Annotated in this window: 22 protein-coding genes and 1 pseudogene; 8 read left to right on the top strand and 15 right to left on the bottom strand. The window is 69.6% G+C overall.

Going from position 1 to position 25,909, the window contains the following annotated elements:
* Window positions 1-136: 136 nt before the first annotated feature.
* Both PLC66_RS12480 and PLC66_RS12475 read right to left on the bottom strand, forming a co-directional pair.
* Window positions 137-775 carry a response regulator gene (locus PLC66_RS12480; protein WP_324540856.1) on the bottom strand — a complete coding sequence of 213 codons (639 nt, stop codon included), beginning with the start codon at window positions 773-775 and terminating at the stop codon, window positions 137-139.
* The gene (locus PLC66_RS12475) at window positions 753-2,147 is read right to left on the bottom strand and encodes a CHASE3 domain-containing protein (protein WP_324540879.1); all 1,395 of its coding nucleotides are present in this window, start codon (window positions 2,145-2,147) and stop codon (window positions 753-755) included. The genes PLC66_RS12480 and PLC66_RS12475 overlap by 23 nt, the downstream gene beginning before the upstream one ends.
* Window positions 2,148-2,327: 180 nt before the next feature.
* Between PLC66_RS12475 and PLC66_RS12470 the strand changes: the two genes are divergently transcribed.
* The 4 genes from PLC66_RS12470 to PLC66_RS12455 all read left to right on the top strand — a co-directional run bounded on the left by PLC66_RS12470 (window position 2,328) and on the right by PLC66_RS12455 (window position 5,524).
* Window positions 2,328-3,428 (top strand): extracellular catalytic domain type 2 short-chain-length polyhydroxyalkanoate depolymerase, encoded by a 1,101-nt coding sequence (locus PLC66_RS12470; protein WP_324540854.1) that lies wholly within the window; start codon window positions 2,328-2,330, stop codon window positions 3,426-3,428.
* A 21-nt stretch (window positions 3,429-3,449) separates the two neighbouring features.
* Window positions 3,450-3,941, top strand: coding sequence for an AAA family ATPase (locus PLC66_RS12465; RefSeq protein WP_324540853.1), 492 nt, complete (start codon window positions 3,450-3,452; stop codon window positions 3,939-3,941).
* 45 nt (window positions 3,942-3,986) lie between these two features.
* Window positions 3,987-5,003 carry a class I SAM-dependent rRNA methyltransferase gene (locus tag PLC66_RS12460; RefSeq protein ID WP_324540851.1) on the top strand — a complete coding sequence of 339 codons (1,017 nt, stop codon included), beginning with the start codon at window positions 3,987-3,989 and terminating at the stop codon, window positions 5,001-5,003.
* A gap of 101 nt (window positions 5,004-5,104) precedes the next feature.
* Window positions 5,105-5,524: a hypothetical protein gene (locus tag PLC66_RS12455; RefSeq protein ID WP_324540849.1), complete on the top strand. Its 420-nt coding sequence runs from the start codon at window positions 5,105-5,107 to the stop codon at window positions 5,522-5,524.
* Between the two features lie 33 nt (window positions 5,525-5,557).
* Here PLC66_RS12455 and PLC66_RS12450 read toward each other — a convergent pair whose 3' ends face one another.
* From PLC66_RS12450 to PLC66_RS12400, 12 genes and pseudogenes are all read right to left on the bottom strand, one after another.
* Entirely contained in the window at window positions 5,558-6,883 is a 1,326-nt protein-coding gene (locus PLC66_RS12450) for an SIR2 family NAD-dependent protein deacylase (protein ID WP_324540847.1), read from the bottom strand.
* A gap of 144 nt (window positions 6,884-7,027) precedes the next feature.
* Window positions 7,028-7,258 carry a hypothetical protein gene (locus tag PLC66_RS12445; RefSeq protein ID WP_324540845.1) on the bottom strand — a complete coding sequence of 77 codons (231 nt, stop codon included), beginning with the start codon at window positions 7,256-7,258 and terminating at the stop codon, window positions 7,028-7,030.
* A gap of 82 nt (window positions 7,259-7,340) precedes the next feature.
* Complete coding sequence (locus PLC66_RS12440; RefSeq protein WP_324540843.1) at window positions 7,341-8,531, bottom strand: hypothetical protein; 1,191 nt, start codon at window positions 8,529-8,531, stop codon at window positions 7,341-7,343.
* A gap of 87 nt (window positions 8,532-8,618) precedes the next feature.
* Window positions 8,619-9,089 (bottom strand): hypothetical protein, encoded by a 471-nt coding sequence (locus PLC66_RS12435; RefSeq protein ID WP_324540841.1) that lies wholly within the window; start codon window positions 9,087-9,089, stop codon window positions 8,619-8,621.
* Window positions 9,090-9,116: 27 nt separating this feature from the next.
* A complete protein-coding gene (locus PLC66_RS12430; protein ID WP_324540839.1) occupies window positions 9,117-9,500 on the bottom strand; it encodes a DUF6152 family protein in 384 nt (127 codons plus the stop codon).
* Between the two features lie 88 nt (window positions 9,501-9,588).
* Window positions 9,589-10,167 (bottom strand): NnrU family protein, encoded by a 579-nt coding sequence (locus tag PLC66_RS12425; protein ID WP_324540837.1) that lies wholly within the window; start codon window positions 10,165-10,167, stop codon window positions 9,589-9,591.
* 93 nt (window positions 10,168-10,260) lie between these two features.
* A complete protein-coding gene (locus PLC66_RS22900; protein ID WP_503012201.1) occupies window positions 10,261-10,539 on the bottom strand; it encodes a methyl-accepting chemotaxis protein in 279 nt (92 codons plus the stop codon).
* 381 nt (window positions 10,540-10,920) lie between these two features.
* Window positions 10,921-12,024 (bottom strand): annotated as a pseudogene (locus PLC66_RS22895) (PAS domain-containing protein); the annotation flags it as partial.
* A gap of 157 nt (window positions 12,025-12,181) precedes the next feature.
* Window positions 12,182-13,165: a sensor domain-containing diguanylate cyclase gene (locus PLC66_RS12415; RefSeq protein ID WP_324540833.1), complete on the bottom strand. Its 984-nt coding sequence runs from the start codon at window positions 13,163-13,165 to the stop codon at window positions 12,182-12,184.
* Between the two features lie 161 nt (window positions 13,166-13,326).
* A complete protein-coding gene (locus tag PLC66_RS12410; protein WP_324540832.1) occupies window positions 13,327-14,622 on the bottom strand; it encodes a spore maturation protein in 1,296 nt (431 codons plus the stop codon).
* A 104-nt stretch (window positions 14,623-14,726) separates the two neighbouring features.
* Window positions 14,727-16,964, bottom strand: coding sequence for an NADP-dependent isocitrate dehydrogenase (locus PLC66_RS12405; protein WP_324540830.1), 2,238 nt, complete (start codon window positions 16,962-16,964; stop codon window positions 14,727-14,729).
* A 181-nt stretch (window positions 16,965-17,145) separates the two neighbouring features.
* Entirely contained in the window at window positions 17,146-19,716 is a 2,571-nt protein-coding gene (locus PLC66_RS12400; RefSeq protein ID WP_324540828.1) for a TRAP transporter fused permease subunit, read from the bottom strand.
* Window positions 19,717-19,899: 183 nt separating this feature from the next.
* Here PLC66_RS12400 and PLC66_RS12395 point away from each other — a divergent pair, with 183 nt between their 5' ends.
* Window positions 19,900-21,012 carry an NADH:flavin oxidoreductase/NADH oxidase gene (locus PLC66_RS12395; protein WP_324540826.1) on the top strand — a complete coding sequence of 371 codons (1,113 nt, stop codon included), beginning with the start codon at window positions 19,900-19,902 and terminating at the stop codon, window positions 21,010-21,012.
* Window positions 21,012-21,863, top strand: coding sequence for an NAD(+) diphosphatase (nudC, locus tag PLC66_RS12390; RefSeq protein WP_324540824.1), 852 nt, complete (start codon window positions 21,012-21,014; stop codon window positions 21,861-21,863). The genes PLC66_RS12395 and nudC overlap by 1 nt, the downstream gene beginning before the upstream one ends.
* A gap of 10 nt (window positions 21,864-21,873) precedes the next feature.
* On the opposite strand, the gene PLC66_RS12385 is transcribed toward nudC, so the two are convergent.
* Complete coding sequence (locus PLC66_RS12385; protein WP_324540822.1) at window positions 21,874-23,079, bottom strand: YbfB/YjiJ family MFS transporter; 1,206 nt, start codon at window positions 23,077-23,079, stop codon at window positions 21,874-21,876.
* A gap of 192 nt (window positions 23,080-23,271) precedes the next feature.
* Here PLC66_RS12385 and PLC66_RS12380 point away from each other — a divergent pair, with 192 nt between their 5' ends.
* Window positions 23,272-24,231, top strand: a complete 960-nt coding sequence (locus PLC66_RS12380; RefSeq protein WP_324540821.1) for an esterase/lipase family protein — start codon at window positions 23,272-23,274, stop codon at window positions 24,229-24,231.
* A 10-nt stretch (window positions 24,232-24,241) separates the two neighbouring features.
* Complete coding sequence (locus tag PLC66_RS12375) at window positions 24,242-25,861, top strand: trypsin-like peptidase domain-containing protein (protein ID WP_324540819.1); 1,620 nt, start codon at window positions 24,242-24,244, stop codon at window positions 25,859-25,861.
* Window positions 25,862-25,909: the final 48 nt, after the last annotated feature.

Raw genomic sequence — 25,909 nt, 5'->3', positions numbered from 1 at the left:
GCTCCATGGGGCGATGACATGGCACTCATGTTGCGCCCGGACACCCTGTCGAACCATCGGTCGGCGCCTCAAGCGCATGTAGGCGCGTCGCGCATTGTCGTGTAAGGCAATGCCCTACAGCCCGCGGCGCTGCCCTTCAGCGCGGATCGACCAGGCCATGAGTGGCGCAATAACGCGCGATCTCGGCGGTGTTGGCGAGGCCGGTCTTGTCGATGATGCGGCTACGGTAGGTGCCGACCGTCTTCACCGACAGGTGCATCGTGTCGGCGATCTCGCTCGCGCTCCTGCCCGCGGCGATCAGCAGCATCACGCGGTACTCCTGCGCCGACAAGGTCTCGTGTGGCGCACGCGTTTCGCCGCGGCCGGACAGCAGGTCGGCGAGATGTCCGGCGAGGTCGGCGCTGATGTAGCGGCCGCCCTTGCACACACGCTCGATGGCGGTGACCAGTTCGGTCGTGGCGTGGTCCTTGGTCAGGTAGCCCGCCGCGCCAAGCTGCAGCGCACGCGACGCATAGGCCGCCTCGTCGTGCATGCTCAGCACCAGCACCGCCAGGGGGGGCGCCGCACGGCGCATCTGGGCCAGCCCTTCGAGGCCGCTCGCATCCGGCAGCGACAGGTCGAGCACCGCCACCTCCCAGGCCTGCGCACGCGCCAGCTCCAGCGCCCGCGCCAGGCAATCGGCCTCGCCCACCGCCGCATGCGGCCAGCGCCGCTCGATCAACTGGCGCACGCCGAAGCGCATCAGCGGATGGTCATCGACGATCAGGACACGCATCGTGCTCCCGGCTCCCCTCGCTTACCGGCAGGCTCACCTGCACCCGCACGCCACCGTCCCGCCCGCGCTCGAACCTGAGCTCGCCACCGGCGAGCGAGGCGCGCTCGCGCATGCTCAGGGTGCCCAGCGACGCCCCGCTTGCTACCTGCATGCCGCGGCCGTCGTCCTCGATCACGAGGCGATAGCGCCCGTCGCGCACCTCGTCCTCGATCCACACCCGGCTCGCCTCGGCATGGCGGGCGACGTTGGTCATCGCTTCCTGCGCGATGCGGTAGAGCTGGATCGCCTGTTCAGGCCCCAGACAGTCGCCGTGCGCCACATTGACCTCACAGCGCACCCCGGCCTGCTCGCCGAACTGGCGCGCCGCGTGCGCCAGCGCCGGGCCGAGACCAAGGTCGTCGAGCAGCGGCGGGCGCAGCGCACCGGCGATCCGCCGCGCCGTGGCGATGCCTTCTCCGAGCAGCGTGTTGATGCGCTCGAACTCGGCGGCATGTTGCGGGCGGTCCTTGAAGACCTGGTGCACCGTCATCTTGAGCGAGGTGAACACCTGGCCGAGCTGGTCGTGCACCTCGCGCGCCAGCCGCCTGCGCTCGGCCTCGACGCTGCTGTCGAGGTGCGCGGCGAAGGTCTCGATCTGGCCGAGCGCCTGCTGCAACTCGGTGGTGCGCTGCGCCACCGCATCCTCGAGCTGCAGGTTGGCATCGCGCAGCGCGTGCTCGGCGCGCAGCCGGCGCGCCTGCTCGCGCTGCAGCAGCACATAGGCGGCCACGATCAGCAGCACCCCGCTCACCGGCAACAGCACCGCCCACCACAGCGCGCGACGCTTAAGGCGGAGAACCTCGTGCTCGCGCTGTTCGACCTCGCGCGCGAGATGCGCCTCGACCTCGTCGAAGCGCTCACGAATCAGCTGCATCGTCATCCGCCCCTCGTCGAGCATGGTCTTCAGCAAATCCGGCTCGAGCACGCCCTGGCGGCGTGCGGCGACGTTGCGTTCGGCCAGCGCCACACGGCGGTCGATCAGGGTTGCGAGGGTGTCGCGCTGCAGTTCACCGAACAGCAGGGCGAACTCCGCCTGCAGCGGCCGCAGGGATTCGGCAAGCTCGGTCAGCCCGCGGCCGAAGGGGTCGAGATACTCCTCGTCCCCGGTCAGCACGAAACCGCGCTGCCCGGTCTCGACGTCCTTCAGCGCCGACATCACCCGCTCGGCCTGCAATTCGTTCGCGCGCGCGCGGCTGCGCAGTTCGGTCGCCGCGTCGACCGTGCGCAGGCTGTGATGACCGATAAAGGCCAGCACCACGAACAAGGCCAGCCCGCCGAGCATGAGCAGGGTGGCAGCGATCGAGCGGCGTCTGAAGGAAAAGGATCGGCGCATCGTCACGAGGCTTGGCTGAGGGCACGGACCACGCCCCTGTCCACCTGCCGGCAGCGCGCGGCTTGCTGGGACGCGGTCAGGGGTCGATCATACGCAACATGCTTATCCCAGGATAGGAAACGGCCCCCTGGCGCACGCTCGCACCCGGGGCAGGGCGTCACACCAAACGGAGATTCCGCCATGAAGTCGCTGTCCTCAAGCCTTGGCCTCGCGCTGCTCGTGCTGTCCTGCACCGCGTCGGCGGCGCCACCGCCCTTGCCGGCGCTCAACATCGACATCCGCGACACCTCGGTGTCCGGCATTTCCTCGGGCGGCTTCATGTCGGCGCAGTTGCAGGTCGCGCACTCGTCGATCATCAAGGGGGCGGGCATCGTCGCCGGCGGCCCCTACTACTGCGCGCAGAATGACGTGCGCATCGCCACCACGCTGTGCTCATGCACCGGCGAGCCGTTGCTCGCGTGCAAGGTCAGCGACGCCAGCGCCGCCGTGCCCACCCTGGTGAAGGCGACGCAATCCTTCTTCGACGCGGGCCGCATCGACGACCCGGCCAACATCGCGCGCCATCGGGTCGCGACCGTGGTCGGCGGCAAGGACCCGCTCGTTCCCACGCCGGTGGCGCGCCAGCTGCATGCCTACTACGGCGCCTTCGGCCTGCCACCCGACAACCTGAAGGCGATCGCACTCGACAACGCCGGCCACACCATGCCCACGGTCGATTACGGCGCCGCCTGCGCGCTGACCGACGAGCCCTACATCGGCAAGTGTGCCTTCGACACCGCCAGCGCCATGCTCGGCTGGATCTACGGCGAGACCTCGGCCGCGCCGCGCCAGGGCAGCGTGGCGCAGGGGCGCTACATCGAGTTCGACCAGAGCGCCTACATCCCGAAGGCCGGCTGGTTCAGCTATCTGTGGGGCTCGGGCATGGACAAGACCGGCTGGCTGTACGTGCCGCAGGCGTGCGAGGCGGGCGCGCGCTGCCGCCTGCACGTCGCGCTGCACGGCTGCAAGCAGGGCCAGAGCTACATGCCGCTCAAACCGCCGCCGGGCGGCGGCCTCTACAATGGCACCACCTTCGTCAAGAACACCGGCTACGACCGCTGGGCCGACACCAACCGCCTGGTGGTGCTGTTCCCGCAGGCGGTCTCCATCCCGTGGAAGAACCCCAACGGTTGCTGGGACTGGTGGGGCTACACCGACGAGCACTATGCCAACAAGGACGGCATCCAGATCCGCGCCATCCACGCCATGATCGAGCGCCTGAGTTCGGGCCTGCAGCCCTGACCCGCGAGCAAGGAATCCCGCATGAGCCCCTCCACCCCCTCCAGGCCACCGGCCGCGCGCCAGGCACGACTCATCGCCCTCGTTATCGGCGGGCTGTTCCTGCTGCTGATCCTCGGCTTCATCGCCATGGTGTTCACCGTCCGCGACGAGGCCCGCCTCAACGCCGTCGGCCCGATCGCCGCCGCGCCGGGGGCCGAGCGCGGCGGCCTGGTGTTCCACGGCACGGCCAACATCTGGGAGGTGCGCGGCCGCATGACCCTGGATGAGCAACGCCAGGTGCGCTTCAGCTTCGACCTGATCGGCCCCACCGCCCAGCCGGCGCCACCCGCGCTCGAAGTCGCCCTCAGCCTCGACATGCCCGATCGCGACCGCGCGCCGATTCCGCTGCCGCACACCCTCACCGGCCCCGGCGGCTACGCCGCGAGCGCGCTGCTGCCCGAGCCCGGGCGCTGGCGCCTGCGCCTGCAATTGCCCGAGATCATCGGGCTGTTCGAGTTCGAAGTCGATCGCTAGCCCGCGCCCTAGGGCATACTGGCGCGCCCTGCGCCGGAATGCCCCATGTCTTCGACCCTGACCGACGTGCTCGCCACCGCACTCGCTGCCCGCGCACCGCTGATCGAACAGCTCGCCGCCGAGCACACCGACGCCTACCGCCTGTTCCACGGCACTGCCGAGGGCGAACCCGGCCTCACGGTCGACCGCTACGGCCCGATGCTGCTGGTGCAGACCTTCCATCACCCGCTCACGCTCGACGGCCTCGCCGAAGTGCAGGCCTTCTATGCGGCGGCGCTACCCGGCCTGCCCCTGATCTGGAACGACCGCAGCGGCAAGCACTCGCGCATCGCCAACCCGTTGCCGCCCGAGCAGCAGGCCCTTGCCGAGACCCCCTGCGAGTTCAGCGAACTCGGCGTGCGCTACCGCTTCCAGGCCCGCCATGGCGGCCAGGACCCCTGGCTGTTCCTCGACCTGCGCGCCGCGCGCCGGCGCGTGATGCAGGAAGCACCGGGCAAGTCGCTGCTCAACGTCTTCGCCTACACCTGCGGCGTCGGCATCGCCGCCGCCAAGGCGGGCGCGCGTCATGTCGTCAACGTGGACTTCGCCGAATCCAGCCTTGCCGTCGGCAAGGACAATGCCCGCCTCAATACCCTGGCGACCCGCCCGCGCTTCATCAAGTGCGACGCCTTTGCCGCCCTGCGCCAGTACGCCGGCATCGGCCAGCCGAAGGTCGTGCGCGGCAAGCACCTGCCACCGTTTCCGGCACTCGAGCCGCATCGCTTCGACCTCGTCTTCCTCGACCCGCCGCGCTATGCCAAGAGTCCCTTCGGCGTCGTGGACCTGATCAATGACTACGCGGCCCTGTTCAAGCCCGCCCTGCTCGCCACCGCAGAAGGCGGCAGCCTGATCTGCTGCAACAACGTCGCCCAGGTGGAGCGCGAAGCCTGGCTTGACCAGCTCGAACGCAGTGCGCGCAAGGCCGGCCGGCCCCTGCGCGAGGCCGAGTGGATCAGCCCCGAAGCCGACTTCCCCAGCGTCGACGGCAGACCCCCGCTGAAGACCCTGCTGCTGCGCGTATAGACCAGACCAGCGCGGGAGCGACGGCCTATCTGTAACGAGACAGCGCAATTCTTGTTTCTTGTCCTACAATGACTTGCGCCGTTTTCCTCAGAGACTTTCTCATGATCCGCCTGAGCACGATCGCCCTTGCCTCGCTGCCGCTGCTGTTGTCCGCCTGCTTCGGTTCGCTGCGCCCGCCCCCTGTCGCCCAGCTGCCCGAGGCCGGCCCCGGCCATCGCAACGGCCAGCTCGACTTCGACCTCGCCAGCGGCGACTACGACTGTGAATTCGGCGTGCGGGTGAAGGTGCAGCGCGAGCTGCTGGCCCAGATCAACAACCGCATCCAGCTCGGCTGGAACGGTCAGCACTATCAGCTCGAGCGCGACCCGTCGTCCTCCGGCCTGCCGCGCTTCGAGGACGCCGCCAGCGGCCTGGTGTGGATCGACCTGCCGTGGAAGAGCGTGCTGCTCGATGGCCGCACCCACAAGCCGATCGCCAGCGAATGCCGGCAGACGCCGGTGCACGTGGCCACCGGCAGCTGAGGCGCGGCGCGCCGGCGCGCGCGCGTCGCACAGTCAGACCAGCCGGCGGATCAGCCCGGCAATCTCGCCAAAGCGGTCGAACCAGATGGGCCGCACGCCCATCTCGTGGTACTGCGCCGAGGCCAGCGCGACCTCCTCGGCGCTTGCCGCCGCATGGGTCGCGGGCCCCGGCCACTTCAGCAGCGCATAGTGGTAGCGGCCCGGCAGGGCCTTGGCGGCATCGCGCAACAGCCTGTTCATCTCCTCGTCGGCAAACGAGCAGCCGACGTACAGGGCGTGATGCACCGGGTTGGCGAGCCAGCGCGCGAACACCTCGCCGACGATGCCGGCGCGGCTGCCGCCATAGGTGCGCTCGTACTGGCTGGTCGAGAACACGAAGCGCACCTGGGTGATCAGGAAGGGCCGTCGCGGCGTGTAGCCGTGCAGATGGTAGATGCCCTGATGCAGGGCCTGCTGCCCTTGCTCGCGCGCGAGCATGTTGGGGTCGCCGGCCAGCTCCTCGCCGCGCATCGCGTAGGCGGCGCGCGCGATTCCTGCTTCGTCGAGGGCCTCGCCCATCAGGTCGTCGAAGTTGTAGGTGATGATCGCGTCCCAGCCTGGGAACAGGCCGCCTCGGTCCGCCACGTGGATCGGCGGCGCCAGCTCGGCGATCGCGCGGTGAATCGACCCCGGCGCGCGTGCGCCCTCGTACAGAATGTCGGTGAGGTCGGCAAACAGGTGCTGGCCGAGAAAGTCGTAGCAGATCTGCGCGCCTTCCATCAGCGCCTCGGTGTCCGCCTGGCCGGCCTCGATCGCCGCCAGCACCGCCCGCGCGCGCAACGCCTGCGCGGCCGGCAGATGCTCGACCACGGTGACCACGCGCACGAACTCGGCGTGCTCGCGCGTGTTACCCGGCTGCGGCCGCATCTCCGCCTGCTCGCGTCCGCGCTCAGTCACCCGCAGCAGCAGGCGCCGCACCAGCTCCGCCCACGACGGCCCGCCCGCATCCATGGTGACGCCGGCGCCGATCACCACCGACAGGCAGGCCGCGCGCCGCATCCACTGCATCAGGCCGAGGTCCAGCTCACGCTGCGCGGGCCCGAGCGCCTCACGAAAGGGCTCGGCATTGGCCGCCAGCCAGCGCGCCTTCAGTTCGACCTCGCCCAGCCGGTCCTCGTCCAGGGCCAGCCCGAAGCGCTGCGCCAGCGCCTGCGACATCTGCACCGAGCGATACAGGCCGTTGATCTGCGTCTCGATCTCGAAGAAGGCCGCGCCGGGCTCGTCGCGCTCGACGAGATCGGCAAACGCCTGCGGATCCCAGCTGCGCGCGGTGAAGAACGCCCGCCAGGCAGGCGCATGCTGCGATGGTCCGACGTACATGGCGCCGCCTCCCGTAGGCCTTTCGTCACACGCCCGGTTCGCGCCGGCTCAAGCGCGTGTCGCCCCCTCGGCAGTCAATGCTCCGGGCGCAGCCGCTTGGCACGAGCGGCGGGCCAGCGCAACTCGCGCCATGGGTCCAGGGACTCACTCCCTCCGTCCGGTCAGGACGGAGATGAAGACGCTGACGATCGCCAACAGCCCGGTAATCGCCACCGCCTTGCCCGCCAGCTGCCAGAACGCATCGCCATTGATCGCGTCCGCAATGAGCAGCATGCCGAGCGCAGCGATGGCCAGCGCGAGAACGCCCGCCAGCAGCTTCAGTACGCCCCACATGCCGGCGCCTGGCCTCGCCTCGGGGAATTGCGGTCCTTGCATTCAAACCTCGCACAGTGATGGGGAGATACTCGAGCCGTGATGGGAGCATATCCACCGCTGCATGGCGAGGAAATGCGCACGCCTAGAGCAGGTTACTGGGGTTCGTGCACACCTGCCGGCCGCCGGTCGCGGCGGGGGCCGTGCCGCTAAGATCGATCGTCGCGCCATAGTAGGAATTGGCATTCGCAGTCGGCGCAACGCGCTGGGCCACCTCGAGCCTGAACGGCGCACGACCCGGCGCCACCCCGGCAAACACGCGCTGCCACTCGCCGCTGCCGAACTCCTCGCAGGCAATCTCGGTCAGCGTCACACCGCGCGCGCGCATCGCGCCGACGATGTCGTAGGGCGGTTCGGCACCGACCTCCATCCAGTTCACAGCGAGTGTGCGCGCCGCGGGCGAGCCGGTGACCGACACCTCGAGCCTGCCCAGACTGCCGCTCGCCGACAGTTCGCGCGAACGCACCTTCCCCGCCCAGCGCACGCCACCCAGGCGCTGGCGCAGGCTGGCCAGCGACACCGCCTGGCCCGGCGCGGCAGGCAGGGCCACCAGCAGGGCATCGGTCGCCGCCGCGCTCGCGGTGATCTTGTCCCAGTCGGCCACGCACTGCTGGTCAGCCCAGCGTGCCGCATCCGCGCTGCGCGACACATAGGCCCGGCGACAGTCGGCGAGAAAGCGCGGCCGTGCCTCGGGCGAGACCACGAGCGGCGCCGGGGCCGCGCCTGCCGCCGCGGCAGTGGCGCCGGCAGCGGGTGCCGCCGGCGGGTTGGCGGGGGCAGCGGGCGCCCTGGCGTCGCTCACCGACACCCCCTCGCCAAAGCCGTGCCCGTTCCACGCCAGTTGCGCCGCGCACTGCGTGCTGGCGCTGCTGCCGGGCCCGCAAGCCGCACCGCGGCGGGCGATCTGCACCTTGGCCGGCTTGCCGGCGAGCACGCGATAGCCGATGAGCTGATCGGAATAGACCCGGCGCGCATTGTTGCGCGCATCGACGACGAAGATGTCCACCCGCGCCACGCCGCCCGGCCGGAACAGGCCGGGGCGGCCGACGCAGTCGTAGTCGCCCTCGGACAGCAGGTAGTCGAGGCGGCCATCGCCGGTGAAGTCCTGCGCGACCACGTAGCGGCCCTGGCCCTCACGTCCGCCGGCGGCGATGCAGCGCCGGTCCAGCTCGTTCATGTGGGTGAGCACCACGGCGGGGATGGGCGGACGCGCCTGGGCAAAGGCGGTGGAAGACGCACAGGCGGCGAGAGCGATCGCCAGCAGGGGCTTGTACATGAGCGCGGACTCCGGATGGCATGCTGCAGCCTAGACGCCGACCTCGCACTCAGCAAGATCACGCCGCCGGCGGTGCCACCTGCCGCCTCAGCGATAGCCGATCCAGCGCCCGAGCAGCAGGGCCGTGAGCCAGGCGATCAACGACACCGCCGCCGCCAGCCGTGCATGCAGCGGCACCGCCCCGGCCCAGGCCGCCGGGTCAGCCGCGCGGACGCGCAGCGCCAGGGCGTTGACCAGCCCCAGCGCGACGACGCCCATTTTTGCCAGGAACAGCGGCGAGGCCGCGTACTCGCTCGCCCGCGTGATGAACAGCAGGCCGCCGCACACCGCCGCCAGGCCCAATCCCCAGGCCGCGCAGCTGCCCAGCACGGCCCACAGCGGCAGCACCGCGTGCCGCCGCCACAGCCCCAGCAGGCGCAGATCGAGCGGAACGATGGCCCCGACCAGCAGGGCGATGCCGAGGATGTGCCCGGCATTGACCAGCGGATAGAGCCAGGACGAGGCGCTCAGCGCCTGCGCCAGGGCCAGGGCCTCGAACGCGACGAGCCATCCGTCCATGATCGGCGCCCGTGCCGGCTCGCACCCTTACTGCCGTTCGGGATAGAGCACGTGACGCTGGCCGTCGATCATCAGCCAGTTGGCCTTCAGCAAGCGCTCGCCCGGACGCGCCGAGCGATGGCCGTGCGCCGTCACGCTGCGACCGACGCTGAGCAGCGCGTCGCTCAGCCCGGCGCGCTCGTTGCGCCATGGCTGGCCGACCTCGACCACCCAGCGCTCGCCATTGACGTCGAGCGTGATCTCGCCATGCGGATTGCCCAGGCGCACCGCAGTGATGACGCCGCTGATCTCGGACACCTCGGCGCTCGCCCAGCCCCAGCCATGGTGCGCGCGCGCATTGAACGCAAACAGCAGCAGCGGGACGGACAATACCAGGGCCAGCCAGCCCCTGCGGTCGATTGCTCGATTCATCGTGTCACCTCCTCGGTCTGGTCGGAACACCACGGCCGATGGACTGCGCTTGGCGCCAGAAGTGCCCACGGCGCCCAACCCGCGCCGCTCAGCCGAAGGGGGCCACGCCGAACAGCCAGGCGTGCAGGTAGCGCGCGAACAGGAACCAGGCACCGGCGCCGATCAGCACCGCCAGCGCATCGCGGCCCAGCGCGCCGCCGGCGTGCACCACGCCGTGCGCGCGATCGCGCTTACGCGCGCTGGTGAAGGCGGCGATCGACCACGCCAGGAAGCTACCGAACAGCAACAGGTCGGCGAGCGTGCCGTTCGAGATCAGGTGCGCGAACGCCCACAGCTTCACCCCCGCGCTCATCGGGTGGCCGAGCGCCGCCTTGATGCGCGTGCCGGGCAGGTAGGTCGCCACCAGCAGGATGAAGGCGGGCAGCAGCAGCAGGGCGGCGAGATGGCGCGTCCATACCGGCGGAAACCACAGGTAGACCGGGTCGTAACGCGTCTGCGCGTAGCCCCACACGATCAGCGCGAGGCCGATCACGGACACGATCGAATAGGCCAGCTTCCACTTCGCCATGCCGTAGTGGGCGATGTACTGGGCCCGGTTGTCCTCGGCGAAGATGCGCGCCGAATGCGTGCTGAGAAAAAGCACCAGGCCGATGATGAGTGCGGTCATGCGGGGAGTCTCCAACGTTTCGAATCGAACGGATGAGACTGCAGCGCCCGGCATTCGATCCCGGCCGCGGCGCCACCACGCCCTGCGCCGCGCTCAGGATGAGGACAGCAGGGCGTTGAGCGAGGTGCTGAGGCGGTCGATGCGCTCGGTGCTCTCCTTCACGAGCCGGGTGATCTCGGTGGCCGACGCCGCCGATTGCTGGGCGAGCTTGCGCACCTCGTCGGCGACCACCGCGAAGCCGCGGCCCGACTCGCCCGCGCGTGCCGCCTCGATCGCCGCATTGAGGGCGAGCAGGTTGGTCTTCTCGGTGATGGTGTTGATGCTGCCGATGATGCTGGCAATCTGCCGGCTGGATTCGAGGACCCGGCCCATCTCGCGATCCGTCACCTGGGCGGCCTCGAATTTCGCCTGCTCATCCACACCATAGCTCACGATGCGCTTGATGTTGCCGACCGAGTCGGTGATCGGGCACAGCGTGCCGCTGAAGCGGACCGGCTGGCCGTCCCGGGCCGGCACGGCAAACTCGCAGGCGATCTGCTCGCCCTGCAGCAGGCGCGCGAACTGCGCCTCGCCGATGATCTCACGCAGGTTGTGCCGGCGCGCCAGCAGCTCGGTCGCGCCCTTGTACCCGAGGTGGCGCACCATGTACTCGTTGCCTTCGACCAGGGTGCCGCTGGTGTCCCACTCCGCCACGCCGTTGCTGACGCTGACCGCGGCGAAGCGCTTCTCGGATTCCAGCGACAGCTCCTTGGTCGCGGTGATGTTGGCCTGGATCGAGATGTAGTGCTCGAGCTTGCCACGCGCATCGAGCACCGGATTGATCGCCAGCGAGATCCAGTAGGGCTGGCCCGATTTCGCGTAGTTGAGAATCTCGGTGTAGATCGGCCGGCGCGCGTGCAAGGCCTCCCTGATCAGCGTACTGGTGTCGGGATCGGTCGCCGGCCCCTGCAGGACGGGGCCGGGCTTCTTGCCGCGCATCTCATCCAGCGTGTAACCGGTGAGCCTGGTGAAGCCGCGATTGACGTACTGCACCAGCCCGCTCGGGTCGGTGATGATGATCGAGTTGTCGGTCTCGTCCGCCACCAGCGACAGCAGCTTGAACTCCCGGTTGCGCAGCACCTCGGCGGTAATGTCGTTGGCGAACTTGATGACCTTCACCACCTTGCCATCGGGGCCGAGGATCGGGTTGTAGTTGGCATGGATCCACACCGATCGCCCACCCTTGGCGATGCGCTCGTACTCGGCAGTCTGGAACTCGCCCGCCCTCAGCCGCTGCCAGAACTCGGCATAGGCGCTCGACTCCCGTTCCGCCGCGGTGACGAAGATCTGGTGCTTCTGGCCGCGGATCTCGTCGATCGTGTAACCCATCAACTTGAGGAAGTTCCGGTTGGCGTCGACGATGGTGCCGTCGGTATCGAACTCGATCACCGCCTGGGCGCGATTGATCGCGGCGATCTGCGATTCGACCCGGGCACGCGCCATCACCTGCTCACTGACGTCGGTGGCGAACTTGATCACGCGCTCCACCTTGCCGCGGCGCACGATGGGCGTGTAGGTGGCCTGGATCCAGACCGGCTCGCCCGCCTTGTTGACACGGCAGAACTCGCCTGTCTGCGGCCTGCCCGTGCGCAGCTCGCGCCAGAAGCTGCGGTAGGCCTCGCTGTCCGCATCACCGGGCGCAAGGAACATGCCGTGCAGGCGACCTTGCACCTCCGCCAGCGTGTAGCCCATGAGCTCGAGAAACTTGCGGTTGGCGCGCACGATCCGGCCCTCGAGATCGAACTCGATGACGGCCTGTGTCTGTTCGATCGCGGCGATCACATCCTTGAACCTGTTGCTGCTGAAGAGCGCGATCATTTCGGGGATCCTGAATGGAGATAGGCATTGGCCTTGGAGTGACGGCTCCAACGGCATCTGAGCGCAGGCCTTTAGCCTCGGGGGGATTCCGCCGCCCGGCGGGAATCAAGACCGGACGCCTGCGCGCCCGTCACGACAGCGGCGCAGCAGGACTGTCCTAGCCCAGCCGGTGCGGGTGCCCGGGCAAGGGCTCGCGCCAGCCCTCGGACGCACATTCCACCCGGTTGCGCCCTGAAGCCTTGGCCTTGTAGAGCGCCAGATCCGCGCGCTTGCACAGACGGTCGCCGTCGTCGCCTGCGCGGTATTCGGCGACCCCGAAACTGGCACTGACGCCGTCCATCCACCCTGCACAGCAGCGCTCGATGAGCTGGCGCAGCTTCTCCGCTGCGGCCTGCGCATCCGCCAGCCCGGACTCGGGCATCAACACCATGAACTCCTCGCCGCCCCATCGCCCCACCAGGTCCACACTGCGCACATGGCCCCGCACGGCACGGGCCACTTCGCTCAGCACCTTGTCTCCGGCATCGTGCCCCGCGGTGTCGTTGATGCACTTGAAGTGATCCAGGTCGAACATGATCAGCGACAGCGCGCTTGCATAGCGTCGGGCGCGCTCCAGCTCCGCACTGAGTGCGCGCGTGAACTCACGGCGATTGGCCGTACCCGTCAGCGCGTCCGTGGTCGCCAGGTGATGGACTCGTGCCTCGGCGGCCTTGCGCTCCGTGATGTCGCGGCAGATGCAGAAGATCAGCTTGCGGCCGTGGTACAGGCTGCTGCTGTTGCTGAGCTCGACGCTGATCAGCGTGCCGTCCTTGCGCCGCTGCCGCGTCTCGAAATGGTCCCCCTCGCTGTCGATCGCGCGGAGCAGGGCGAGGAGCTCTTCGCGCGAGAACTGCGCGTCCCAGTCCCAGACGTGCAGTTGCGCCATCTCATCCGGCGAGTAGCCGAGCATGTCGGCAAAGCGCCGGTTGGCCTCGAACACCTTCCCATCCTCGTCGAGCACCACCACCCCGTCGCGCGACTGCTCGAAGAGCACGTGCCACAGCGAGTTCCGGTTCTGGACGAGCGCGCTCGGGTCGCTGTCGACGCATGTCGAGCCCGGGGCAGTGGGCGGCATTCCCGCAGAGAGTGTCGAAAAGGTCATGGCAGCGCTCCATGGCGCACGCGCGGGCGAAGGAGAATCGCCACCTGCGGCCGTGGAAGAATCGGGGTTTCATTGTCCCGCACGCGCTCCACCGCACCCAGCACATTTGTCACATATTTACGAAATTGACGATTTCTGCAATATCGTCCAGCGCTGCTCGACTACAGGAACAGGTAGGAGCAGATCGCCACCGCGGCCGCCACCGCCACCACGTCCGCGGTCAGCGCCGCCGCCAGGGTGTGGCGGATGCGGCGGATCTGCACCGCACCGAAATACACCGCCAGCACGTAGAAGGTGGTCTCGGTCGAGCCCTGCAGCGTCGTCACCAGGTAGCCGACATAGCTGTCGGGACCGATCGCCGGATCGTTGATGATCGAGGCCATCACGCCGTAGGCGCCCGAGCCGGACAAGGGTCGCAGCAGCGCCATCGGCAGCGCCTCGGCGGGCAGGCCGACTTTCGCCGTCAGACCGCCGAGCAGATTGACCATTACGTCCATCGCGCCGCTGGCGCGGAACATGCCGACGGCGACCAGGATCGCCACCAGGTAGGGGATGATGCGCAGCGCGACCTGGAAGCCGTCCTTGGCGCCCTCGACGAAGACCTCGTAGATGCGCACGCCGCGCAGCACGCCGAAGAGCAGGAAGCCCATCATCAGCCCGGGAATGATCCACGGCGAGATCGCCTTGCCCCACACGATGGTGGCCGGGATCAGTGCGATGACGGCACCCAGCGCCAGGAAGGACACCCACAGCGGGTAGCCGCCGGGGTCTTCCGGCAAGGCCTCGCGCGCCGGGTCGTCGGCCACCCAGGGCCGCTCCATGGCGGCCGCCGCAGGGTCGACCGGGCCGAGGGCCGAGAAGCGCTTGTAGATCAGCGCCGCCGTGATCGCGGCGATGGTCGCGCACACGGTGGCGAACAGGGTGGTCGGCAGGATGGCGGCCGGGTCGGCCGAGCCGGCGGCGGCGCGGATGGCGATGACGCCGGTGGGCAGCAAGGTGATGCCGGAGGTGTTGATCGCCAGGAACAGCGCCATCGAGTTGGTCGCCGTGCCGGGCCGGGTGTTGAGCTTGTCGAGCTCCTGCATGGCGCGGATGCCGAAAGGCGTGGCGGCATTGCCGAGGCCGAGCGCATTGGCCGACAGGTTGAGGATCATCGCCCCCATCGCCGGGTGGTTGGGCGGCACCTCGGGGAACAGCCGCGTCATCAGCGGCCGGATCAGGCGCGCGATGATCACCAGCAGGCCGCCGGCCTCGGCGACCTTCATCAGGCCGAGGAACAGCGTCATCACCCCCACCAGGCCGAGGGCGAGCTCCACGGCGCCGCTGGCCGACGCGATCATGCCCGCCGACAGCGCCTCCATCGGCGTCTGCACGCCTTCGGCCGGCACGTGGAAGAACTCGCGCCAGGCGGCGGAGAGAAAGGCAATCAGGACGATGCCGAAGAAGATCCCGTTCATGGTCCCGTGCAGGTCCGATCCAGAAAAAGCAACGCGTGGGCGAACCGCCTGCCGGTTCGCCCACGCGTCTCGTTGCGACAGCGCCGGTCAGCCCGGCGCGGACATCAACCCCGCGCCGCCTGCAGGATGGCGTTGAGCGTGGCGCTCGGACGCATCACGGCCTTGGTCTTGTCGGGGTCGGCCTTGTAGTAGCCGCCGATGTCGACCGGCTTGCCCTGCACCTCGGTGAGCTCGGCGATGATCTTCGCCTCGTTGTCGGCCAGCGCCTTGGCGAGCGGCGCGAACCTGGCCGCCAGCTCGGCATCCTCGCCCTGCTCGGCCAGGCGCTCGGCCCAGAACTTGGCCAGGTAGTACTGGCTGCCGCGGTTGTCGAGCTGGCCGGTCTTGGGCGAGGGCGACTTGTTCTCGTCGAGCAGCTTGCCGGTGGCCTCGTCCAGGGTCTTGGCGAGCAGCTTGGCGCGCGTGTTGCCGGTCTTGATGCCGAGGTCCTCGAGCGACACCGCCAGGGCGAGGAACTCGCCCAGCGAATCCCAGCGCAGGTGGTTCTCCTGGGTGAGCTGCTGCACATGCTTGGGCGCCGAACCGCCGGCACCGGTCTCGTACATGCCGCCACCGGCCATCAGCGGCACGATCGACAGCATCTTGGCGCTGGTGCCCAGCTCCATGATCGGGAACAGGTCGGTGAGGTAGTCGCGCAGGATGTTGCCGGTCACCGAGATCGTGTCCAGGCCGCGCACCACGCGCTCGAGCGTGTAACGCATCGCGCGCACCTGGCTCATGATCTGGATGTCGAGGCCGCTGGTGTCGTGATCCTTGAGGTAGGTCTTGACCTTCTTGATCAGCTCGTTCTCGTGCGGACGATAGGGGTCGAGCCAGAAGATCGCGGGCATGCCCGAGTTGCGCGCGCGCGTGACGGCGAGCTTGACCCAGTCGCGGATCGGCGCGTCCTTGACCTGGCACATGCGCCAGATGTCGCCCTGCTCGACGTTCTGCGTCAGCAGCACTTCGCCGGTGGCCAGATCGGTGATGTTGGCGACGCCGTCCTCGGGGATCTCGAAGGTCTTGTCGTGCGAGCCGTACTCCTCGGCCTTCTGCGCCATCAGGCCGACGTTCGGCACCGTGCCCATCGTGCGCGGGTCGAAGTTGCCGTGCCATTTGCAGAAGTTGATCATCTCCTGGTAGATGCGGGCGAAGGTCGACTCCGGCATCACCGCCTTGGCGTCGTAGGGCTTGCCGTCGGCACCCCACATCTTGCCGCCCTGGCGGATCATCGCCGGCATCGAGGCGTCGACGATGATGTCGTTGGGCGAGTGGAAGTTGGTGATGCCCTTGGCCGAATCGACCATCGCCAGCGCCGGGCGGTGCTCCTGGCAGGCGTGCAGGTCGCGGATGATCTCGTCGCGCGTGGACTCGGGCAGGGTCTTGATCTTGTCGTAGAGGTCGACCATGCCGTTGTTGACGTTGATGCCGAGCTCGTCGAACAGCTTGCCGTGCTTCTCGAAGGCTTCCTTGTAGTAGATCTTGACGCAGTGGCCGAACACGATCGGGTGCGAGACCTTCATCATCGTCGCCTTCACGTGCAGCGAGAACAGGATGCCGGCCTCGCGGCAATCGTCGAGCTCGCGCTCGTAGAACTCGCACAGCGCCTTCTTGCTCATGAACATCGAGTCGATGATCTCGCCGTCCTGCAGCGCGACCTTGGGCTTGAGCACGAGGGTCTTGCCCGACTTGGTGATCAGCTCCATCTTGACGTCGCGCGCGCGGTCGAGCGTCATCGACTTCTCGCCGTGGTAGAAGTCGCCGCGGTGCATGTGCGAGACGTGGGTCTGCGACCACTGCTTCCACTCGCCCATCGAATGCGGGTTCTTCTTGGCGTAGTTCTTGACCGCGGCGGGGGCGCGGCGGTCGGAGTTGCCCTCGCGCAGCACCGGATTGACGGCCGAGCCCAGGCACTTCGAGTAGCGCGCCGCGATCGCCTTTTCCTCGTCGGTTTTCGGGTCTTCCGGCACGTCGGGGATCGCGTAGCCCTTGGCCTGCAGTTCCTTGACGCAGGCCTTGAGCTGCGCGACCGAAGCACTGATGTTGGGCAGCTTGATGATGTTGGTGTCGGGATTCTGGGTCAGGCGGCCCAGTTCGCCCAGGGTGTCGGGCACGCGCTGCGCTTCGGTCAGGTAGTCGGGGAACTCGGCGAGCACGCGGGCGGAGACCGAGATGTCGGCCTTCTCGATGTCGACGCCTGCCGGGCCGGTGAAGGTGCGGATGATCGGAAGGAATGCGCACGTCGCCAGCAGCGGCGCCTCGTCCGTGAGCGTGTAGATGATCTTCGATTTCCCTGCAGACATTGATTCCCCCTGGACCTTGATCTTTTGGTGAAGAACAGTGGCAGGCCTCGATTCGCCACAGTGGCAGCCGAGGCCATGCGCGCAACGACCGCGCTCGTCGAAACCCGACATGCGGTGCGCGCGCATTTTCGCACTTCAGGGGCGCGGAAGGGAAATTTGTGCGCTCGATCAGCCGCCCACGTCAGCCCTGCGCGCCGGCCGACGCCCCCGCCTCGCGCCGGCGCAACTGGCGGCGCAGCACCCAGCCGATCAGGCCGAGGGCCGGCAGGAACATCCATTCCGTGGCGATGCGGTCGGCCGCCACCTCGACCGCCTTCAGCCTGAAGCCGGCCTCGACCCCGAGCTTCGCCGCCGGGCTGCCGAAGGCGACCGCGCGCAGCGCGATTCCGGCCTCGTCGGCGAGGGCGTCGATACCGCTCGCGGCCAGCCGCGACACCGCATCGGGCCGTGGCTGGCCGAGGGGCAGCAGCACCACGCGCTCGACCACCTGCCCTTCGAGCCGGCGGCCTTCCACCACCACCCGCAGGTGCGCATCGGGCGGCGCCGCGACGATCGCTGCCTGGGCCGCCGCGCCTGGCAGCGCGCGGAAGGGCGGCAGGATGGGGTCGAGCAGCAGCCCCGGGTGGAACAGGATCAGCGCGGCGCCGAGCAAGGCCAGGCGCTCCCAGCGCGTGGTGCGCACCAGCAGCCAGGCCTGGTTGAAGGAGATGAAGACGAAGCCCGCAAGCGCCGCGCTGGCGATGATCAGCACCGTGTGCGCCACCCCCTCCACCCCGATCATCAGCAGCTTCGGGTTGAGCACGAACATCAGCGGCAGCAGTGCCATGCGCATCGAATAGCGGAAGGCGATGTAGCCGGTGCGGAAGGGGTTGGCGCCGGCGATGCTGGCCGCCGCATAGCTCGCCAGCCCGCCCGGCGGCAGCACGTCGGCGAGCAGGCCGAAATAGAACACGAACAGGTGGGCCGCGATCAGCGGCACCGCGAGCCCGCTCTGCGCGCCGACGGTGACGATCACCGGCGCCATCAGCGAGGACACCACGATGTAGTTGGCGGTGGTCGGCAGGCCCAGGCCGAGCACCAGGCAGATCAGCGCCACCAGCACCAGCATCAGGATCACGTTGCCGCCCGACAGCACCTCGACCAGCTCGGTCATCACCAGGCCGATGCCGGTCAGCGTGACGGTGCCGAACACGATGCCGGCGGTCGCGGTCGCAATCGATACCACCAGCATGCCGCGCGCGCCGCTGACCGCGCCGTCCACCAGGTCCTGCAGCCCGCGCGCGAAGGCCAGCGCCAGGGCCTCGCGCTCGCCGCGGAACCACGCGTGCAAGGGGCGCTGGGTGAGCACGATGAAGATCAGGAACACGATCGCCCAGAACACCGCCGCCGTCGGCGACAGGCGCGCGATGACCAGATTCCAGGCCAGCACGCCCACCGGCAGCAGGAAATGCAGACCCGACTTCAATGTCGGCCCCGCCGCGGGCATGCGCGTGAGCGGCGCGTTCGGCGCCTCGTCGGGCAGGGGCTGGCGCGCACCGAGGCGCAGCAGCAGCACATAGGCCAATGCGAGCGCGAGCGCGGTCAGCCAGGCCGCAGCCGACGGCAGCAGCATGCGCCCCAGCGCACCGAAGGCCGACACCCCGAGCAGCACCGCCGCCACGCCGGCAAAGCCGGCAACAAAGCGCAACACGCTGCGTTGCCAGCGCCGCCGCTGCAGCCGCGGCAGGCCGCGCAAGCCGGCCTTCACCGCCTCAAGGTGGACGATGTAGAGCAGGCCCAGGTAGGCCACCAGCGCCGAGATCAGCGCGTGCTTGAGGACGTCCAGGTAGGGAATGCCGACGTACTCGACCATGAGGAAGGCGGCCGCCCCCATCACCGGCGGCATCACCTGGCCATTGACCGAGGACACGACCTCGATTGCCGCCGCCTTCTCCGGCGGATAGCCGATGCGCTTGATGAGCGGGATGGTGAGCGGCCCGGTGGTCACCACATTGGTGATCGACGAGCCCGAGAACAGCCCGCTGGCCGCCGACACACCCACCGCCGCCTTCGCCGGCCCGCCGCGCAGGTGCCCCACCAGGGCCAGCGCACTGCGCACGAAGTAGCTGCCGCCGCCCGCGCTCTCGAGCAGGGCGCCGAAGAACACGAACAGGAAGATGAAGCCCGCCGACACCCCCAGCGCGACGCCGAACACCCCTTCGGTGCCGAGCCACAGGTGCTCCATCGCCTTCGCCACCGAGGCGCCCTTGTGCGCGATCAGCTCGGGTGCATGCGGGCCGAGGAACAGGTAGACGAGCATCGCCAGCGCCAGCAGCACCATCGGCAGGCCGAGCAGGCGACGCGCCGCCTCCAGCAGCAGCACCAGGCCGGTCAGCGCCACCGCCAGGTCGAGCGTGCCCGGATCACCCGGATGGGCGCTGATGCGGGCGTAGAACAGCTGCAGATAGCCCGCGCACAGCGCGGCCAGGATGGCCAGGGCGAGGTCGACCGGTCGCAGGCGGTAGCCACCCGGGCGACCCCAAGCCGGCAGGATCAGGAAGGTGAGCAACAGCGCGAAGGCCAGATGCAGCGAGCGCAGGCCGGCATCGCCGAGCACGAACACGCCGACCGCGAGCGGCAGCGGCGAGGCCGCCCACAGCTGCACGCCGGTCCACGCAAGCGCGATCACGGTCACATGCCTGCCGACCCTGCTGTCGGCCCCGGCGGCATGCGCCAGGGCCCTGTTGTCGCTGGGGAGTACTCCGTGCGTCATGGTTCGCCGGCTGTCGTCGTCCCGAGCCGGCATGATCGCACAGCGCGCCGGCGCGGTCGTCCTTCCGGCCCGCCACGACCGACGCCACGTCAGCGCCGCCTCCGCCCCTGCGCCTCTTCCGCTCCGGCCCGGGTGGTGGCAGTCTGCGCATCCGAGTTCCCTTCTTCGCGCAGGATGTAACCGATGAGCCAGCTCTTCACGCCGATCGAACTGGGCCAGCTGACGCTGCCCAACCGCATCGTCATCGCCCCGATGTGCCAGTACTCGGCCGAGGACGGCCGCGCCACCGACTGGCACCTGATCCACCTCGGCCAGCTCGCGCTGTCGGGCGCCGGCCTGCTGATCCTGGAGGCCACCGCCGTCACCCCCGAGGGCCGCATCACGCCCGCCGACCTCGGCCTGTGGTCGGACGACACCGAAGCCGCGCTCGCCGGCGTGCTCGCCAGCGTGCGCAAGTACTCCGACATGCCGCTCGGCATCCAGCTCGCCCATGCCGGACGCAAGGCCTCGAGCCACACGCCGTGGGACGGCGGCCAGCTCATTGCGCCCGAGGCCGGCGGCTGGCGTCCGGTCGGCCCCTCGGCGATTCCGCACGCCCCCGCCGAAGCCCCGCCGCTGGCACTCGACGCGGCCGGCCTGGCCCATGTGCGCGACAGCTTCGTCGCCGCCGCGCAGCGCAGCGTGCGCCTGGGCCTCGACCTCATCGAACTGCACGCCGCCCACGGCTACCTGCTGCACCAGTTCCTGTCGCCGCTCGCCAACCAGCGCGGCGACGACTACGGCGGCAGCCTGGAAAACCGCATGCGCTTCCCGCTCGAGGTGTTCGACGCGGTGCGCGCCGTGGTGCCGGGTGCGCTGCCGCTGGGCGTGCGCATCTCCGCCACCGACTGGGTCGACGGCGGCTGGGACGTCGCCCAGAGCATCGCCTTCGGCAAGGCGCTGCAGGCGCGCGGCTGCGATTTCATCCACGTGTCGAGCGGCGGCGTGTCGCCGCTGCAGAAGATTCCCCTCGGGCCCGGCTATCAGGTGCCGCTCGCCGCCGAGATCCGCCGCCAGGTCGACATGCCGGTGATCGCCGTCGGTCTGGTCACCGAAGCCGAGCAGGCCGAACAGATCGTCGCCAGCGGCCAGGCCGACTGCGTCGGCATCGCCCGCGCCATGCTCTACAACCCGCGCTGGCCGTGGCACGCCGCGGCGGTGCTCGGCGCCACGGTGAAGGCGCCGCGCCAGTACTGGCGCTCGCAACCGGCGACGCACAAGACGCTGTTCGGCGACATCCGCATCGGACAGCGCTGATGACGCACGGCCCCGACCCGGTCGCGCTCGCCGCCAGCGTCTTCGGCCGCGGCGCCGGCGAGGCGTCGTGCTTCATCTTTCGCGGCCATCAACTGCTGGTGAGCGCCGCCGGCGGCCTGCCGGCCGCCGCCCGCCAGCAGCTCGGCGCCCTGCCACCGCTGCGCATGCTCGAGTTCCTCGGCCCCGCTGGCGAGCCCTGCCTGGTCGCCGAGTTCGAGCGCGAGCGCGAGCCGCCGCCCGGCCATCGTTTCGAACACCTGAAGGCCCTGCTCGATACGCTGCCCGCCGCCACCCGCAGCGCCGCCGCACGCGCCCTCGAGCTGCTCGAGTTCGACCGCACGCACCGCTTCTGCGGCAGTTGCGGTGCGCCCACCGCGCTCGCGACCCAGCCGATCGCGCGCCGCTGCACCAACCCGGACTGCGGCCGCGAGCACTATCCGCGCGTGTCGCCGGTGGTGATCGTCGCCGTCGAGCGCGGCGACGAGATCCTGCTCGGCCGCTCACCGCACTTCCCGCCCGGCCTGTACAGCACCCTGGCCGGCTTCGTCGATGCCGGCGAATCGGCCGAGCAGGCGGTGCACCGCGAGATCCACGAGGAAACCCAGCTGCAGGTGCGCAATCTGCGCTACTTCGCCAGCCAGCCCTGGCCCTTCCCGCATTCGCTGATGCTCGGCTACCAGGCCGAGTACGCCGGGGGCGACATCGTGTGCGCGCCCGACGAGATCGAGGACGCCCGCTTCTTCCACGTCGACGCCCTGCCGCCGGTGTTTCCGATGCGCTATGCGATGGCCAACCAGCTGCTGCGCGATTTCTGCCGCCGTCACGGCCGGCCGTGGCCGCCCGCCGGCTGAAGGCGGACGATCAGGCCGGCGCCGACCCGGATGCCGCCAGCGCGCGCAGATCGCGGCGCTCGACCGCCTTCAGCACCAGCAACAGGGCCGTCCCCAGCACCATCGCCGCCGCCGCCAGGTACAGCCCGCCGGCATAGGTGCCGGACACGCCGCCCAGCCAGCCGGTGACGGCCGGGCCGATGATCTGCGCCGCGCCGTAGGAGAGCGTCATCTTGCCCATCATCTTCGCCGGCCGCGTCGGGAAGTAGCGCCCGGCCATCGTCAGCACCAGGCTCACCATGCCGATGAAGGTGCCACCGAACAGCAGCGCGCCGCCGATCGCCCCCACCAGGCCACCGACCGTGAGCGGCAGCAGGATGCCGCCGATCTGCAGCACCGCCGCCAGGATCAGCGCATTGAGCTCGCCCGTGCGGCGGGCGATGAGGTCCCACACGATGCAGGCCGGCGCCGCGCCCAGACCGATGACGAGGAAGCTCAGCGTGCCGTGGCCAGCCAGCCCGGGCAGGCGATCGACGATGGCGACGATGAAGGTCGCGCTGATCACGTAGCCGACCCCGGCGCAGAAGTAGGCCGCCATGAACAGGCGCAGGAAGAGGGCGCTCGGCGGCCGGTCCTCCATTGCCTGCCCCGTCTTGGTCGTCGTGCTGCGATCCGGCGCGGGCAGCCAGGCCAGCGCCGGCACCAGCAGCACGCAGGCGATCGCGGTGAAGGCGAACCACTGGCCGCGCCAGTCCAGCCAGGTGCTCATCAACGCCACCGCCAGCGAGCAGCCGGCGATGCCCAGGCCGATGCCGCTGAAGTGGATGCCGAGCTCGCTGCGGTGGTTATGCCGGATCAGCCAGTTCAGGATCAGCCCGGTGCCGAGCAGCATCGCTGCCGATGTGCTCAGTCCGGCGACGAAGCGCGACACCGCCCACACCGTGAAGTCGGTGCTCAGGCCCATCATCAGCGTACTGAGCACCGCCACCACCATGCCGATACGATAGAGGCGGTCCTTCAGCACGAGGTCGCTGATCAGCGAGGCGATGAGCGCGCCGCAGAGGTAGCCGCCGTAGTTGATCGCCGCCAGCCAGCCGCCTTCGGCCAGGCCCAGCCCCGCCTGCGCCTGCATCACCGGCAGCAGCGGCGTATAGGCGAAGCGCGCCACGCCCATCGCCAGGAGGAGGCTGAAAATGCCGGCGCCGAGCACCTTCATGCGTTGGATCTGGTCGTTCATGGGCGGGATTCTTGTGGGTGGGTCGGGGACCATCGGCGGCGTAGCATACTGGCGCAGGGCGACGCCTGCACCTGCGCCGCCTGTGCGTTGCCTTGCCGGATGCGTCAGCCTATCTTGACAATGATGGGCGGCGGTATCGCGCACACGACATCCGACACCGGCCTCGCCGCGATTCGATTGGGGAGCCCCACCATGCCACACGTCACGTTCATCCATGGCCTTGCCAACAAGCCCGAGGCGCAGAAGCTCTACGAGATCTGGCTGCGCGCATTGGCCAGGGGCGATGGCGGACTCGACCTCGCCGCCGAGGGCGTCAGCAGCCGCCTGGTGTATTGGGCCGACGTGCTGTATGCGCAACCCGACCCGGACGTCGCCGCCTACGAAAGCACCGCGGAGCGCAGCGCCGAGGAGGTCGACGCCAGCGGCAACCCGCCGCCGCCGGTCGCCGCCAACGCGCAGGAGCAGGCCTTTCTCGATGCCATGCGCGCCAACTTCACACGCCTGAGCGACACCGAGATCGCCGCCGCCGAAGCCGCCGAGGCCGCTGCCGGTGCCCCCCAACCCGTCACCGCGCCCGGCGCCACGCCGCTCGAGCGCATCCCGCTGCCCTGGTGGCTGAAGAAGCGCATCATGGCCGCGCAACTGCGCGACGCCCATCACTACCTGTTCAATGTCGAGCACTCGCCGCGTCCCGGCACCACCTATCGCGTCCAGACCGAGATCCGGTGCCGCTTCATCGACGCGCTGAAGGCGGTCGACAGCGACCGCCACGTGGTCGTCGCCCACAGCATGGGCACCTTCATCGCCTACGACTGCCTCAAGCGCGTGCCCGGCTGCCCGCCCATCGACGCACTGATCACCCTCGGCAGTCCGCTCGGCATCGACGAGCTGCAGGACTGCTTCAAGCCCGAATGGACGCGCATCGACGGCTACCCCGCCAGCCACCTCCGCGACGCCTGGGTGAACCTCTTCGACCGCCTGGACGTGGTGTGCGGCGCCGACCCGAAGATCGCCAACGACTTCCTGTCGGCCGGCCTCAAGCGCATCACCGACACCGAGGTCAACAACAGCGGCTGGTGGCGCCATTCGCTGGTCAAGTACTTCGGCCAGCCCGCGCTGCGCGACAACCTGCGCCGCCTGCTCGATCTTTGAGGCCACGGCGATGGCGTCCGCACCCGACCGCCTCGGCGAAGCGCCTGCCGCAGAAGTGCCGCTCAGCCAGGCGCAGGCGCTGCTCGCCGACTATCCCTGGCGCGATGTGGACGCCCGCCGGCCATCGCTTCTTGACCAGCTCGAGCGCTTGCGCAAGGACCGCCAGTTCGCCCTGCTCGCCCTGCTCGCCGACCGCCTCGCCCGTCACGCCCCGGCCGACGCCCGCGTGCGCCGGCTGCAGGTGCAGGCGCTGATCGAATGCGGCCAGCCGAGCGCGGCGATCGACGTCGCCCAGGCCGCCCTGCGCCGGGTGGACGCCGGCGAGGCCGAATGGGCGGAGCTGCACGGCCTGCTCGGCCGCGCCTGGAAGCAGATCTTCATCGACGCCCGCCGCGCGCTCGCGCCCGGCGACCTCGATGCGCTCGGCAACGCGGTGCGCGCCTATCGCAAGCCCTACGAGGCCGACCCCGGCAACACCTGGCACGCCATCAACCTGGTCGCCGTCGCCGCCTGCGCCGAGCGCATGCAGTTGCGCCGCGCGCCCCGCCTCGACCACCGCGCGCTCGCCCGCCAGATCGTCAGCCACCTGCGCGACGCCCCCGCCGCCGATTGCTGGCATCACGCCACGCTCGCCGAAGCCTTTCTCGCGCTCGGCGAGCTCGACCGCGCGGAGCACCACCTCGGTCTCTTCCTGCGCCAGGAGCCCAAGGATCTCGAAGCCTTCGCTGTCGCCAGCACGCTGCGCCAGTTCGAGCAGGTATGGGACCTGGGCAGCGCCGGCGAGCGCGAGCGCGGCCTGCTCGAGGCGCTGCGCACGCGCCTCATGCAACTATCCGGCGCGCGCCTGCAGCTCGACCGCGACGACCTGCAGCGCCTGCAGCAGGCGCCAGAACCGCCCGCCGCCCAGCTCGAGGCCATCCTCGGCGCCGATGGCACCAAGTCCTACCGCTGGTGGCAGACCGGGCTACGCAGCGCGTCCTCGGTGGCCTCCATCCGCGCCGGGCTCGACGCCCGCATCGGCACCGGCTTCCTGGTCGCGGCCGAAGACCTCGGCCTGCCGCCGGTGGCGCGCGCGCTGGTGCTGACCAACTTCCATGTCGTCAATGCCGAGGCCAGCAGCGGCGCACTGCGCGCCGAGGATGCCAGCGTCGTGTTCGAGGCCGCGGATGCCGAGCGCAGCTACAGCGTCGCGCGCATCGTATGGAGCTCGCCGGTCGACCGGCACGACGCCACGCTGCTCGAGCTCGACGCCCCGCCGCCCGCCGGTGTCGCCCCGCTGCCCTTCGCCAGACGCCTGCCGCTGCAGCCCGAGCAGGGCCGCAGCCAGGTCTATGTGATCGGCCACACCGGCGGCGGCGGCCTGGAGTTTTCCTTCCAGGACAACGAACTGCTCGACCACGAAGGCCCCGCCGACAACCGCTTCGACGGCACGCCCTGCCGCCTGCACTACCGCGCGCCGACCGAGAAGGGCAACTCGGGCAGCCCGGTGTTCAACGCCGCCGACTGGCGCGTCATCGGCCTGCACCACGCCGGCGGCGTGCTGTCCAAGCTCAATGGCAAGCCCGGCACCTACCCGGCCAACGAGGGCATCGCGATGCTCTCCATCATCGCCGCGCTGCGTGGCGGGTAGATGCCGCGTGCCACCTCCTACCCGCTCAACCGTTCACGACCGGAGCCC

It is taken from the genome of Thauera sp. (assembly GCF_035444905.1).
Taxonomy (GTDB): domain Bacteria; phylum Pseudomonadota; class Gammaproteobacteria; order Burkholderiales; family Rhodocyclaceae; genus Thauera.
This window is presented reverse-complemented; position numbering and strand designations above follow the sequence as displayed.

What these genes read in the sequence shown, in the direction of transcription:
- PLC66_RS12480 (WP_324540856.1), bottom strand. Translation starts at nt 775, where the DNA reads ATGCGTGTCCTGATCGTCGATGACCATCCGCTGATGCGCTTCGGCGTG.
- PLC66_RS12475 (WP_324540879.1), bottom strand. Translation starts at nt 2,147, where the DNA reads ATGCGCCGATCCTTTTCCTTCAGACGCCGCTCGATCGCTGCCACCCTG.
- PLC66_RS12470 (WP_324540854.1), top strand. Translation starts at nt 2,328, where the DNA reads ATGAAGTCGCTGTCCTCAAGCCTTGGCCTCGCGCTGCTCGTGCTGTCC.
- PLC66_RS12465 (WP_324540853.1), top strand. Translation starts at nt 3,450, where the DNA reads ATGAGCCCCTCCACCCCCTCCAGGCCACCGGCCGCGCGCCAGGCACGA.
- PLC66_RS12460 (WP_324540851.1), top strand. Translation starts at nt 3,987, where the DNA reads ATGTCTTCGACCCTGACCGACGTGCTCGCCACCGCACTCGCTGCCCGC.
- PLC66_RS12455 (WP_324540849.1), top strand. Translation starts at nt 5,105, where the DNA reads ATGATCCGCCTGAGCACGATCGCCCTTGCCTCGCTGCCGCTGCTGTTG.
- PLC66_RS12450 (WP_324540847.1), bottom strand. Translation starts at nt 6,883, where the DNA reads ATGTACGTCGGACCATCGCAGCATGCGCCTGCCTGGCGGGCGTTCTTC.
- PLC66_RS12445 (WP_324540845.1), bottom strand. Translation starts at nt 7,258, where the DNA reads ATGCAAGGACCGCAATTCCCCGAGGCGAGGCCAGGCGCCGGCATGTGG.
- PLC66_RS12440 (WP_324540843.1), bottom strand. Translation starts at nt 8,531, where the DNA reads ATGTACAAGCCCCTGCTGGCGATCGCTCTCGCCGCCTGTGCGTCTTCC.
- PLC66_RS12435 (WP_324540841.1), bottom strand. Translation starts at nt 9,089, where the DNA reads ATGGACGGATGGCTCGTCGCGTTCGAGGCCCTGGCCCTGGCGCAGGCG.
- PLC66_RS12430 (WP_324540839.1), bottom strand. Translation starts at nt 9,500, where the DNA reads ATGAATCGAGCAATCGACCGCAGGGGCTGGCTGGCCCTGGTATTGTCC.
- PLC66_RS12425 (WP_324540837.1), bottom strand. Translation starts at nt 10,167, where the DNA reads ATGACCGCACTCATCATCGGCCTGGTGCTTTTTCTCAGCACGCATTCG.
- PLC66_RS22900 (WP_503012201.1), bottom strand. Translation starts at nt 10,539, where the DNA reads ATGGGCCGGGTCCTCGAATCCAGCCGGCAGATTGCCAGCATCATCGGC.
- PLC66_RS12415 (WP_324540833.1), bottom strand. Translation starts at nt 13,165, where the DNA reads ATGACCTTTTCGACACTCTCTGCGGGAATGCCGCCCACTGCCCCGGGC.
- PLC66_RS12410 (WP_324540832.1), bottom strand. Translation starts at nt 14,622, where the DNA reads ATGAACGGGATCTTCTTCGGCATCGTCCTGATTGCCTTTCTCTCCGCC.
- PLC66_RS12405 (WP_324540830.1), bottom strand. Translation starts at nt 16,964, where the DNA reads ATGTCTGCAGGGAAATCGAAGATCATCTACACGCTCACGGACGAGGCG.
- PLC66_RS12400 (WP_324540828.1), bottom strand. Translation starts at nt 19,716, where the DNA reads ATGACGCACGGAGTACTCCCCAGCGACAACAGGGCCCTGGCGCATGCC.
- PLC66_RS12395 (WP_324540826.1), top strand. Translation starts at nt 19,900, where the DNA reads ATGAGCCAGCTCTTCACGCCGATCGAACTGGGCCAGCTGACGCTGCCC.
- nudC (WP_324540824.1), top strand. Translation starts at nt 21,012, where the DNA reads ATGACGCACGGCCCCGACCCGGTCGCGCTCGCCGCCAGCGTCTTCGGC.
- PLC66_RS12385 (WP_324540822.1), bottom strand. Translation starts at nt 23,079, where the DNA reads ATGAACGACCAGATCCAACGCATGAAGGTGCTCGGCGCCGGCATTTTC.
- PLC66_RS12380 (WP_324540821.1), top strand. Translation starts at nt 23,272, where the DNA reads ATGCCACACGTCACGTTCATCCATGGCCTTGCCAACAAGCCCGAGGCG.
- PLC66_RS12375 (WP_324540819.1), top strand. Translation starts at nt 24,242, where the DNA reads ATGGCGTCCGCACCCGACCGCCTCGGCGAAGCGCCTGCCGCAGAAGTG.